We start from the raw sequence: 11,681 nt of genomic DNA on the forward strand, positions 1-11,681 counted from the left end.
CGCGTGACCGAGGCGCACATCGACGCGGAGCTTCCCCCGCCGCTGCCCGAGGGTGGGCTGCGGATCATCCCGCTCGGCGGGCTCGGTGCCATCGGTCGGAACATGACCGTCTTCGAGTACGACGGCAAGTTGCTGATCGTCGACTGCGGGGTGCTCTTCCCCGATGTCGAGCAGCCGGGCGTGGACTTGATCCTGCCCGACTTCGGCCCGATCCTGGACCGGCTGGCCGACGTTCAGGCGATCGTGCTGACCCACGGCCACGAGGACCACATCGGGGCGGTGCCCTATCTGCTCGCCCACAAACCGGACATCCCGCTGGTCGGCTCGCAGTTCACCCTGGCCCTGGTCGAGGCGAAGCTGGCCGAGCGGCGGATCCAGCCGTACACGCTGACCGTGCGCGAGGGCGGCCGGGAGCGGCTCGGCCCGTTCGAGTGCGAGTTCTTCGCGGTCAACCACTCGATCCCGGATGCGCTGGCGGTGGCCATCCGTACCCCGGCCGGCCTGGTGCTGCACACCGGTGACTTCAAGATGGACCAGCTCCCGCTGGACGGCCGGATCACCGACCTGGCCGGCTTCGCCCGGCTCGGCGCGGAGGGCGTCGACCTGCTCCTGTCCGACTCGACGAACGCGGAGATCCCCGGCTTCGTCACGCCGGAGCGGGAGATCGGGCCGGTGCTCGACTCGATCTTCGCGAAGGCCAAGGGCCGGATCATCGTCGCCTCGTTCGCCTCGCACGTGCACCGGGTGCAGCAGGTCTTCGACTCCGCCGGGGAGCACGGCCGCAAGGTCGCGCTGATCGGCCGTTCGATGGTCCGCAACATGGGCATCGCCCGGGACCTCGGTCTGCTCAACATCCCGGCCGGCCTGGTCATCGGGATCGAGGAGGCGACCACGCTGCCGCCGGAGCAGATCGTGCTGATGTCCACCGGCTCGCAGGGTGAGCCGATGAGCGCGCTGGGCCGGATGGCCAGCGGCGACCACCGGCACATCACCATCGCCCCGGGCGACACGGTCGTGCTGGCCAGCTCGCTGGTGCCGGGCAACGAGACCTCGGTCTACCGGGTGATCAACCGACTGGCCCGGGCCGGCGCGGTCGTCGTGCACAAGGACGTGGCCAAGGTGCACGTCTCCGGGCACGCCCCCGCCGGCGAGCTGCTCTACCTGCTCAACGTGGTCCGGCCCAGCAACCTGATGCCGGTGCACGGCGAGTGGCGTCACCTGCGCGCGCACGCCCGCCTCGGCATCGAGTCCGGGGTCGCCGCCGACCGGGTGGTGATCTGCGAGGACGGCGACGTGGTCGACCTGGTCGAGGGCCGCGCCAGCCTGGTGGGGCACGTGAAGAGCCGGTACGTCTACGTGGACGGCCTCGCCGTCGGTGACGTCAGCGAGTCACTGCTCACCGAACGGCGGATCCTCGGCGACGGCGGTTTCATCGCCACCACCGTGGTCGTCGACTCGGTCACCGGCAAGGTGGTCGCCGGCCCGACCCTGTCCGCGAAGGGCTTCTCCGAGGACCCGGAGGCGTTCAACCCGGTGGTGCCGTTGGTCACCGAGGCGCTCAACCGGGCCGCCGCGGACGGCATCACCGACCCGCACCAGCTCCAGCAGATCGTCCGGCGGACCGTGGGGCGGTGGGTCAACGACAAGTACCGTCGTCGGCCGATGATCGTGCCCACCGTCGTCGAGGTCTGACCCAGACGGTCCGACGCCCGCCCGCGCCTCTGGCGCGGGCGGGCGTCGCCGTGTTTCAGCCGCGGCGGACCCGGCGGCGGGGGATCAGCAGGAGTCCGGCCCCGACGACCAGCAGTACCGCGCCGACCAGGCCGAACGTGGTGGCGGGCGACCCGGTGCGGGGCAGTTGCGCCTCCGGGGTGGTGGTCGCGCCCGGAGTGGTGGTCGCGTCCGCCGTTGGCGGCGCGGTGGTGGCGTCCCCGGCACCGGATCCGCCACTGCCCGTCAGGCGCAGGGTCACCGAGGTGTCCTTGTTGGTGTACCGGGTGGTCGGCGCGAGCCACAGCCGCACGGTCTTCGCGTCACCGGTGACCGCGACCCGCACGTCGAAGCTGTCCGTGGCACCGTCCGCGAGCGAGCGGTTCCGCAGGATCTCGCAGCCCACGCCGTTCATCCGGCCGCTGTCGGAGCAGGTCGGCGCGGTCACGCGCGCTCCGGCCGGCGTGGCGATGTTCAGGGAGTAGCCGCCCAGGTCGAAGGTGCCGGTGTTGGTCACCCGTACCCGTACCGTCGTCACGCCGTCCGCGACCGGGCCGGCGGTGGCGCGCAGCCGCAGCGAGGTGCGGTCCGGCCAGTTGATGCGGAACTCGGCGGGCGCTTCGGTGACGCCGGCGGCGTCCCGGCCGGCGACCGAGCCCCACGCGCTCGTTCCGAAGGCCGGCTCCGCGGTCGACGACGTCACCGTCAGCGGGTACGCCCGGTCATCACCGGCCCGCAGTTCCGTGCCGCCGCAGAGCCAGGTCCTCGGCGCACCGCCGTCGGTCCGGCAGTCCCCGCCCGAGGTGAGGTCGACTCCCTGCGGCAGCCGCAGCACGAAGAAGCCCTTCGTCGCCGTCTTCCCGGTGTTCAGGACGCGCACCTCCAGGGGCGACGACGGGTGCCACGGGTCGCCGCTGAGGAAGACGAGGTCGCCACGGGCGGAGACCGTCGCGGCCCCGGCGGTCGGGGTCGCCGTGGGTGCGGCTGCGGCCGGAGCGGCGAGGGTCGGCAGGGTGAGTGCGGCGGCGAGGATTCCGATGCTGAGCAGGCGCTTCATGACGACTCCGTCAATCGATGTGGTTGATGGCCGTACCACCCACGTCGAGCTCGTTCAGTTGCCTACTGTCGGATGTCACACACAGTGCGCTCACCGCGCAACCGGAGCCACCTCTCGCGAGTTAGCGCAGCGCTGCCACCGCGTCCGCGTACGCGACGCCGGTGCTGACCGCCGCGTTCACCAGCACCGTGAGCTGGGCCGGTGCGACACCGTGCGCCAGGTCGGTGGTGACGTCGCCGGCCAGCACCAGCTCACCCCCGAGGTCGTGCACGTACGCCTTCGGCAGCAGCCGGTCATGGTTCCAGGCGTTGCAGAAGGCGTAGGCCTCGGCGAGCCGGCCGGTCGGCAGTCGGCGACTCGCGACCGACCGCACCTGGAGGATCTCCCCGCGCTCACCGGTCTGCCGGAACTGGATCAACGCCCCGCCCCACCGACCGATCACGGTGCCGTCGGCGTCCACCGAGTACGGCTCGCCGCGACGGTCCAGAGTGGCGGTGATCAGCGACAGGCTGAGTTGGACCGGTTCCTCGTCCGCCAGGTCGCCGGCAGCGGGCGGGTCGTCGTCGGGATCGTCGTCGTGGTCACCGTCGGGCGGTAGGGGAACCGGTGCGGCCCAGGGCCGCTCGGCGAGCCAGGAGGCGATCCGACCGGACTGGTGCCCGGTGCCGTTGCGGGCGTCGAAGCTGCCGGCCAGCTCGGCGGCCACCCCGAGCAGTGCCGCGCCGAGGGCCTCGACGTCGAGGTCGGCCGCCGGCCGCTGCTCGTACCCGGGACGGTGCACCGTCCGGTCACCCAGCCCCGCCTCGACGGCGAGCGCGCAGACCAGCGCGCCGGCTGCGGCGAACTCCATCGCCCCGAGGTCGTCGGCTGGTTGGTCCAGCCGGGGCAGCTGCTCGGCCAGGATCGCCAACCCCCGGGCCAGGTGCCCGCTCAGCGCGCAGTACCGCAGGTGAGTGGCGAGGTGACCGAAGGCAGCCCGCTCCCGCCGGTGCCGCCGGTAGGCGCGAACGTGCGCCGCGGCGGCCTGCTCCGGCTCGCCCGAGCGCAGCCAGGGCAGCAGCGCCGCGACGAGCGTCCGCTCGGGTTGCTCGGTGCAGTCGAACGCGCCCCTCGGCCCGTCGGTCAGTGCGGTCAGCGCGGACCGCCACTCGCCCCACCCGCTGAGCAGCTCGGCACGTCGGGCCGAGGCGCAGCCCGGGCAGCCCTCGGCCGCGCCCGGCTCCACGTCGGTCCACTGCGCGTACCAGTGCCGGGCGGTGGGCTCGTCGCCGAGGTGGTCGGCGATCCGGCAGTGCAGCTCGGCGACGGTGGCCGGGGCCGGCCCGTCCGCCCCCAGCCGGTGGGTCAGGTCGTCCAGCAGGGACCGGGTCTGGTCCAACCCGATCCGGGGTGTGCCGAGCAGCGCCTCCACCGCGTACCGCTGATAGCGCAGCAGCAGCTCGGCCTCGGCGTCGCTGAGCAGGTCGGGTCGCTGCGTGGCGGCGGCCCGGCACCGCCGGACCGGCTCCACGAGCCGCCACCGCTCACCGTGCAGCAGGTACGCCTCGATCAGTGCGAACCGTGCGTCCACCGCGGATCGCGCGTCGCCGGACGAGTCGGCCCGGTCGGCGATCCGCTCCAGAGCCGCCACCCGGGGTGCCCCGTCGGGCAGGTCCCGGGCATCGTCGAGCGCGGCCACCAGCGCCGGGTCACGGACGCCGGTGTCCCGGGTGGTCACGCCGGCACCGCCCCGGGCAGCCGGCGCACGGCCGCGGCCAGGTGACAGCCGGCCGTGATGCCGCGGTCGAGGAGCCGGTCGAGCTGGTGTGGGGTCACCCCGCGCTCCAGGTCGGTGATCAGCTCGCCCCAGACCCGGGCCCGGCCGTCGTCGTCGACGTGCACGAATGCCTTGGGCCAGGGCCGGTCATGGTTCCACGAGTTGCAGAACGCGTACAACGCCGTGACCTGCTCGATCGAGAAGGTCGGCGCGACCATGGTGCGGACCTGGAGCAGCTCGCCGGCCTCGCCGCGCCGCAGGAACCAGATCAGGCTGTCGTCGAAGCGCCCGACGAGGTCACCGTCGACGTCCCACCCGACGGCGCGGCCGCGGGCGGCGAGCACCGCGGCGACCAGTTCGCCGGTCAGCGGGCGCAACGCACCCGGGTGCCCGGCCAATGGGGACTCCGGACCGTCCTCGATTCCCGGCGACGCCATCGGGCATCCCTTCTGAGGCGGATATCACGACCGGCGGCAGGGTCCGTGCTGCGACGCGCGGACACGACCCGGAAAAGCGGCGATCTGCCGGGCCCCACCGTTACCGTGACTCTATGGCGGGCCGTACCTCTCAGGCGAGCCGGCGACGCGGCGCGTCGCCGCGCGGTGGCACCAACAGTCGTGCCCGCCAACCAGCGAAGAAGACCCGGGCGCCGGTCCGGCGCCGCACGACACCCGCCCGGCCGGGGCCAGCCGTCTACGTCGGCCGTGCGGTGGGTGCACTGTGGATGGGGCTGGCGCACGGCATGGGTTGGGCGGTGCGGGCCGCCGGTCGGCAGGCCGCCTCGGCCCGCGACCTCGACCCCGAGCACCGCCGCGACGGTGGCGGTCTGCTCATGTTCGGGCTCGCCCTGCTCAGCGCGGTGGCGATCTGGTTCTCCGGAGCGGGCCCGGTGGGCGCGCGGCTGGCCGACTCGGTGCGGCTGTTCCTGGGTGCGATCGCCGTGGTCGTGCCGGTGCTGCTGGGGATCGGCGCGTGGCGACTGATGCGCCAGCCGGCCGATCCCGCACATCGGGGCCGCGGGCTGATCGGCTGGGGTTCGCTGCTGCTGTCGACGGCGGCTCTGCTCCAGATCGGCCAGGACCCGGTCGACCCGGTCCAGCGGGACTTCGCCGGCGGCCTGGTCGGCGCGGGCCTCGGCGGTCTGCTGGAGCGGGCGGTCACCGCCTGGGTGGCGGTGCCGCTGCTGATCCTCCTGCTGCTCTTCGGCCTGCTGGTGGTGACCGCGACGCCGATCAACAAGATCCCGGAGCGCCTGGGGCTGCTCGCCGGCACGCTGGTCGCCGCGCCGGAGGCCGCCGAAGACGAGACGGCCGACGAGACGGCGGCCCGCCCGACGCCGCGCAAGCGCCCCGGGAAGCGGATACTGCCGCCGCTCGACCCGGACGACTTCGACGACCTGGAGGGGGTGGACCTCCAGGAGACCCTGGTGTTGCCGCGCAAGGCCCCGGCGAAGGTGCCGGCGTCCCGCAAGCAGGCCGACCCGCCGGAGCACTCGCCCGCGCCGACCCGGGCCGAGCAACTCGCGCTCACCGGGCTGTCCGGCGACTACACCCTGCCGCCGGCCAACATGCTCAGCGCCGGCGCGGCCGCGAAGACCCGCAGCAAGGCCAACGACGAGGTGATCGCGGCACTGACCGGCGTGTTCGACCAGTTCGACGTGGACGCGGCGGTCACCGGCTTCACCCGTGGCCCGACGGTCACCCGCTACGAGGTCGAGCTCGGGCACGGCGTCAAGGTCGAACGGATCACGCAGCTCTCCCGCAACATCGCGTACGCGGTGAAGTCGCCGGACGTACGGATCCTCAGCCCGATCCCGGGCAAGAGCGCGGTGGGCGTGGAGATCCCGAACACCGACCCGGAGAACGTTGCGCTCGGCGACGTGCTGCGCTCGCGCGCCGCCACCAGCGACCACCACCCGATGGTCGTGGCGCTCGGCAAGGACATCGAGGGCGGCTACGTGGTGGCCAACCTCGCGAAGATGCCGCACATTCTGATCGCCGGCGCGACCGGCGCCGGAAAGTCGTCCTGCCTGAACACCCTCCTGGTGTCCATCCTGACCCGGGCCACCCCGGACGAGGTACGGCTGCTGCTGATCGACCCGAAGCGGGTCGAGATGACCGGCTACGAGGGCATCCCGCACCTGGTCACCCCGATCGTGACCAACGCCAAGAAGGCGGCCGAGTCGCTCGACTGGGTCGTCCGCGAGATGGACATGCGCTACGACGACCTCGCCGCCAACGGGGTCCGGCACATCGACGACTTCAACCGCAAGGTGCGCAACGGCGAGATCAAGGCCCCGCCCGGCAGCGAGCGCGAGATGCGCCCGTACCCGTATCTGCTGGTGATCGTCGATGAGCTGGCCGACCTGATGATGGTCGCGCCGCGCGACGTGGAGGATTCGGTCGTCCGCATCACCCAGTTGGCCCGGGCCGCCGGCATCCACCTGGTGCTGGCCACCCAGCGCCCCTCGGTCGACGTGGTGACCGGTCTGATCAAGGCGAATGTGCCGTCGCGGCTGGCGTTCGCCACCTCCTCCCTCGCGGACTCGCGGGTCATCCTCGACCAGCCGGGTGCGGAGAAGCTGCTCGGCCGCGGTGACGGGCTCTTCCTGCCGATGGGCGCCTCCAAGCCGGTCCGGATCCAGGGCGCCTGGGTCACCGAGCGCGAGATCGCCGACGTGGTGAAGTTCTGCAAGGACCAGCGCGAGCCGGAGTTCCGTAAGGACGTGCTCGCCCCGGCGCAGGAGAGCAAGAAGAAGATCGACGAGGACATCGGCGACGACCTCGACCTGCTGGTGCAGGCGGTGGAGCTGGTGGTCACCTCACAGTTCGGTTCCACCTCGATGCTCCAACGCAAGCTGCGGGTCGGCTTCGCCAAGGCGGGCCGTTTGATGGACCTCATGGAGACCCGGGGCGTGGTCGGCCCCTCGGAGGGGTCCAAGGCGCGCGACGTGCTGGTCAAGCCGGATGAGCTGGACGACGTCCTGGTCGGCCTGCGCGGCGACGTGGACTGACCGCACCTCACTCCGAGCGACACGCGACGGGCCCGCCGGTGATCCGGCGGGCCCGTGGCGTTGGAGCTTCAGTTGTTGAGGATCGCGGCGGCGATGAGCATGCCGATCACCGCGCCGGCGACGCTGGCGGCGGCGGCGTACCAGCCGAGCGGCTTGTCGCCCAAGACCGCGCCGACGATGCCCGCGACCACGCCGAGCACGCCGAAGATGATCGGGTTGAGCAGCAGAGCGAGCACCGCGAAGACGAAGCCCACGATGGTGAGGATCCGGGCGGCGTTGCTGCGCGGGCGGGCGGTGGGGATGTCGGCCATGTCTGCCTCCGGGTTGAGAGCCTGTCGTGACAGATCGATCTCTACCCACTGTGGGCGCTGGTCACGCCTGCCCGGGCGGTAGAGGTACTGCGCGCTCACGGCCGGCCACACGCCGTGGGCGCGCAGATCGGTCAGCTGGTGGTCGATGCCAGCGTGGGGACCGCCGTGTCGGGGCGGTGGCGACGATGGTGTTGCTGTCGAGGGTGACGGCGGCGGTGCGGGCGAGTGTGCGGCGTGGACGGTGGTTCCGGTGGTGACGGTGATCGAGGCGAGGGCCATGACGGTGCCCGCAGGATCGAGTACGTGCCGAGTGTGGCGGAGCTGCCGACGAGCGCCGACCTGGCCCGGCGGGAAGCCGGTCACGGAGGTGCCGGGGCTGAGTCCCAGGTCGCCGGTGATGGTGGTGGGGCTGACGCTCGTGGGGTTGTCCTGCCGGGCTGCGGCCAGTGCTCGCCGTGGCGAAGGTCACCCGGCATTGACCTGTACTTCACTTCAGGTTGCACCATGCCGATATGACGTTGCTCCTCTCCGACGCGGAGATCAGCGCCCGGCTGGATGCTCCGACCGCCGTGGCGGCGATGCGCGCGGCCCTCCTCGCCGCCGGATCGGGGCGGCTGACCGCGCCGCCCCGTGCCTCGGCGCGCCTGGCCGGCGGGCGGATGGTGCTCACCGCGGGGCAGCTCGGCGACGAGTGGTACGGCTACCGGTCGTACGACACCTTCGGCCACCGGGCGGGGGAGCAACTCGTCGTCCTCCACGACGGGCGGACGGGTGCGGTACGGGCCGTAGCGGTCGGCGAGGAGATCGGCTCGCGACGCACCGGGGGCCTCGGCGGGGTGGCGGTCGACGCGCTGGCCAACCCGGATGCGGCCACGGTCGGGGTGCTCGGCGCCGGCGGCCAGGCCTGGGCTCAGGTCTGGGCGATCGCGGCGGTCCGCCCACTGCGGGAGGTCACCGTGTTCTGTCCCACGCCGGCCAAGCGGGACGCGTTCGCCGCCCGGGTCCGGGCCGAGCTGGGCGTGTCGGCCCGCGCGGTCAGCACCGCCAGCGCGGCGGTCCGTGGCCGGGACGTGGTGGTGCTCGCCACCACCAGCGTCGATCCCGTGCTCTCCGCCACCGACCTGGCACCCGGCACCCACGTCAACGCGGTCGGTTTCAAGCAGCAGGACCGTGCCGAGTTCGGCCCGGACCTGCTGGACCGCGCGGATGTGCTGGTGACCGACTCGCCCGCACAGGCGTACGCGTACGACCCGCCGATGCTGGCCGCTGGCAACGGGTACGCCGACCGGCTCACCGACCTGGCCGCGGTGCTGACCGGAGCGGCGCCCGGGCGGGCCGACGGCGACCAGGTGACACTCTTCTGCTCGGTGGGTCTGGCCGGCACGGAGGTCTTCCTGCTGAACGAGCTGGCCCGGGTCGGGGCGCTGCACGGCTGAGCCGCGCCCCGCTGTGCCGGCCGTGTGCGTCCGGCCCGGTACTCTCGGATGGTGTCTGCCACCTCCCCATCCGACAACTCCAGCTCGGCACGTCTGGCGCCGCACCGCGACCCGGAGCTGTCGTCCCCTGCCGAGGGCCGTCGCGTCGCCCTGCTGACCCTGGGCTGTGCCCGCAACGAGGTCGACTCGGAGGAGCTGGCCGCCCGGCTGCACGCCGACGGGTGGCAGGTGACCACCGACGGCGAGGGCGCCGACGTGGTGGTCGTGAACACCTGTGGCTTCGTGGAGAAGGCCAAGCAGGACTCCATCCAGACCCTGCTCGCCGCCGCTGAGACCGGTGCCAAGGTGGTCGCCGCCGGCTGCATGGCCGAGCGGTACGGCCGGGAGCTGGCCGACAGTCTGCCCGAGGCCCAGGCGGTGCTGAGCTTCGACGACTACCCGGACATCGCCGCTCGGCTGGGCGCGGTCGTCGCCGGTGAGCAGGTGACCGCGCACACCCCCCGGGACCGCCGCGAGCTGCTGCCGCTCACGCCGGTGAAGCGGCGCGAGGCGGCGGTGTCGCTGCCCGGGCACGGCAGCCCGACCCGCTCGGCCGTCGAGACCGACGAGCACACCCCGGCGCACCTGCGCCAGGTGCTGCGTCGCCGGCTGGACACCGGCCCGGTGGCCTCACTGAAGCTGGCGAGTGGCTGCGACCGCCGCTGCGCGTTCTGCGCCATCCCCGCCTTCCGCGGCGCCTTCGTCTCGCGTACGCCGGACGAGCTGCTCGCCGAGGCGGAGTGGCTGGCCAAGACCGGCGTCCGGGAACTGGTGCTGGTCAGCGAGAACTCCACCTCGTACGGCAAGGACCTGGGCGATCCCCGCGCGCTGGAGAAGCTGCTGCCGCAGCTCGCCGCGGTGACCGGCATCGTCCGGGTTCGCGCGAGCTACCTCCAGCCGGCCGAGACCCGCCCTGGGCTGGTCGAGGCCATCGCGAGCACACCGGGCGTGGCACCGTACTTCGACCTGTCGTTCCAGCACTCCAGCGAGCCGGTGCTGCGTCGGATGCGTCGTTTCGGCTCCACCGACCGGTTCCTGGAGCTGCTGGCCAGCGCCCGCGCGTTGGCGCCGGACGCGGGAGCGCGGAGCAACTTCATCGTCGGTTTCCCGGGCGAGACCCGGGCCGACGTCGACGAGCTGGTCCGGTTCCTGACCGAGGCCCGGCTCGACGCGATCGGCATGTTCGACTACAGCGACGAGGACGGCACCGAGGCCGCGGGGCTGCCCGGCAAGGTCTCCGCCGCGACGATCAAGCGGCGTTACGACCGGCTCAGCGCGCTCGCCGACGAGCTCTGCTCGCAGCGGGCCGAGGACCGGCTCGGCTCGACCGTCGAGGTGCTGGTCGACTCGGTCGCCGATGGCGTGGTGGAGGGTCGGGCGGCGCATCAGGCGCCGGAGGTGGACGGCTCCACCACGCTGGTCGCTCCGGCCGAGGGCGGGGTCGACCTGGCCGCGCTGCGCCCGGGTGACCTGGTTCGGGCGACGGTGACCGGCACCGAAGGGGTGGACCTGCTCGCGGTGCCGGATGAGATGATCTCGGCGGCGCCCGGCGCGGCACGGTGACGGCGGGCTCAAACGGAGCGGGGGTGCCAGGTGGTGCGGTGCCAGGAACGCCACGGCAACCCGAGCGGGGCGAGGCGGTGACCGGGGCGGCGGAGTCGACGCCGGCCCGGGTGGTGCCGGGGGTGTCGGAGTCGACGCCGGCCCGGGTGGTGCCCGGGGTGCCGGTGCTCAACGCGGCCAACGCCCTGACCGCGCTGCGGCTGGTTCTCGTGCCGGTCTTCGCCGCCTCGGTGATCGCTTCCGGGATGAGCCACGTCGGCTGGCGGATGGCCGCCTGCCTGATCTTCGCGGTGGCCTCGGCGACCGACCTGGTGGACGGCTGGATCGCTCGCCGGTTCGGGCTGGTCACCTCGGTCGGCAAGGTGGCCGACCCGATCGCCGACAAGGCGCTCACCGGCGCGGCTCTGGTGCTGCTGTCGTGGTATGACCGGTTGCCCTGGTGGGTGACGGTGGTGATCCTCGTCCGTGAGTTGGGCATCACCGGGATGCGGTTCTGGGTGATCCGGCACGGCGTCATCGCGGCCAGCCGGGGCGGCAAGGTCAAGACCGCGCTGCAGATCCTGGCCATCGCCTGGTACCTCTGGCCGATGCCGGCCGCCCTGGCCGCCGTCGGCCCCTGGATCATGGCCGCCGCCGTGCTGGTGACGGTCGCCACCGGCTTCGACTACATAGCCCAAGCCTTCCGCCTCCGCCGCCCCCGCCGCCCCTAGCCCCGCCCCAGGCTCCGCCGGCGGCCCGCTGGGCGGCCCGCTGGCGCGGCCCGCTGGGCGGCCCGCTGGCGCGGCCCGCTGGCGCG

9 protein-coding genes are annotated in these 11,681 nt (G+C 73.1%); 5 read left to right on the forward strand and 4 right to left on the reverse strand.

Going from position 1 to position 11,681, the window contains the following annotated elements:
- Positions 1–3: 3 nt before the first annotated feature.
- Positions 4–1,692 carry a ribonuclease J gene (locus V6V47_RS25055; RefSeq protein WP_334630806.1) on the forward strand — a complete coding sequence of 563 codons (1,689 nt, stop codon included), beginning with the start codon at positions 4–6 and terminating at the stop codon, positions 1,690–1,692.
- Positions 1,693–1,747: 55 nt separating this feature from the next.
- On the opposite strand, the gene V6V47_RS25060 is transcribed toward V6V47_RS25055, so the two are convergent.
- The 3 genes from V6V47_RS25060 to V6V47_RS25070 form a co-directional block, all read right to left on the reverse strand.
- Positions 1,748–2,767 (reverse strand): LPXTG cell wall anchor domain-containing protein, encoded by a 1,020-nt coding sequence (locus V6V47_RS25060; RefSeq protein WP_334630807.1) that lies wholly within the window; start codon positions 2,765–2,767, stop codon positions 1,748–1,750.
- A 121-nt stretch (positions 2,768–2,888) separates the two neighbouring features.
- Positions 2,889–4,484, reverse strand: coding sequence for a YbjN domain-containing protein (locus V6V47_RS25065; protein WP_334630808.1), 1,596 nt, complete (start codon positions 4,482–4,484; stop codon positions 2,889–2,891).
- Positions 4,481–4,960 (reverse strand): YbjN domain-containing protein, encoded by a 480-nt coding sequence (locus V6V47_RS25070; RefSeq protein ID WP_334630809.1) that lies wholly within the window; start codon positions 4,958–4,960, stop codon positions 4,481–4,483. Before V6V47_RS25070 ends, V6V47_RS25065 begins: the two co-directional genes overlap by 4 nt.
- 113 nt (positions 4,961–5,073) lie before the next feature.
- On the opposite strand from V6V47_RS25070, the gene V6V47_RS25075 reads away from it, so the two are divergent.
- A complete protein-coding gene (locus V6V47_RS25075; protein ID WP_334630810.1) occupies positions 5,074–7,536 on the forward strand; it encodes an FtsK/SpoIIIE family DNA translocase in 2,463 nt (820 codons plus the stop codon).
- A 68-nt stretch (positions 7,537–7,604) separates the two neighbouring features.
- Here V6V47_RS25075 and V6V47_RS25080 read toward each other — a convergent pair whose 3' ends face one another.
- Positions 7,605–7,847 (reverse strand): hypothetical protein, encoded by a 243-nt coding sequence (locus V6V47_RS25080; RefSeq protein WP_334630811.1) that lies wholly within the window; start codon positions 7,845–7,847, stop codon positions 7,605–7,607.
- Between the two features lie 512 nt (positions 7,848–8,359).
- On the opposite strand from V6V47_RS25080, the gene V6V47_RS25085 reads away from it, so the two are divergent.
- The 3 genes from V6V47_RS25085 to pgsA all read left to right on the forward strand — a co-directional run bounded on the left by V6V47_RS25085 (position 8,360) and on the right by pgsA (position 11,595).
- A complete protein-coding gene (locus V6V47_RS25085; RefSeq protein WP_334630812.1) occupies positions 8,360–9,283 on the forward strand; it encodes an ornithine cyclodeaminase family protein in 924 nt (307 codons plus the stop codon).
- Positions 9,284–9,331: 48 nt separating this feature from the next.
- Positions 9,332–10,885 carry a 30S ribosomal protein S12 methylthiotransferase RimO gene (gene rimO / locus V6V47_RS25090; protein ID WP_334630813.1) on the forward strand — a complete coding sequence of 518 codons (1,554 nt, stop codon included), beginning with the start codon at positions 9,332–9,334 and terminating at the stop codon, positions 10,883–10,885.
- Between the two features lie 113 nt (positions 10,886–10,998).
- Positions 10,999–11,595 carry a CDP-diacylglycerol--glycerol-3-phosphate 3-phosphatidyltransferase gene (gene pgsA / locus V6V47_RS25095; RefSeq protein ID WP_442934305.1) on the forward strand — a complete coding sequence of 199 codons (597 nt, stop codon included), beginning with the start codon at positions 10,999–11,001 and terminating at the stop codon, positions 11,593–11,595.
- Positions 11,596–11,681: the final 86 nt, after the last annotated feature.

It is taken from the genome of Micromonospora sp. CPCC 205539 (genome assembly GCF_036906815.1).
Classification (GTDB): Bacteria; Actinomycetota; Actinomycetes; order Mycobacteriales; family Micromonosporaceae; genus Micromonospora.

Coding starts and splice junctions, on each gene's coding strand:
- V6V47_RS25075 (WP_334630810.1), top strand. CDS start 5,074: ATGGCGGGCCGTACCTCTCAGGCGAGCCGGCGACGCGGCGCGTCGCCG.
- V6V47_RS25080 (WP_334630811.1), bottom strand. CDS start 7,847: ATGGCCGACATCCCCACCGCCCGCCCGCGCAGCAACGCCGCCCGGATC.
- rimO (WP_334630813.1), top strand. CDS start 9,332: ATGGTGTCTGCCACCTCCCCATCCGACAACTCCAGCTCGGCACGTCTG.
- V6V47_RS25085 (WP_334630812.1), top strand. CDS start 8,360: ATGACGTTGCTCCTCTCCGACGCGGAGATCAGCGCCCGGCTGGATGCT.
- V6V47_RS25060 (WP_334630807.1), bottom strand. CDS start 2,767: ATGAAGCGCCTGCTCAGCATCGGAATCCTCGCCGCCGCACTCACCCTG.
- V6V47_RS25070 (WP_334630809.1), bottom strand. CDS start 4,960: ATGGCGTCGCCGGGAATCGAGGACGGTCCGGAGTCCCCATTGGCCGGG.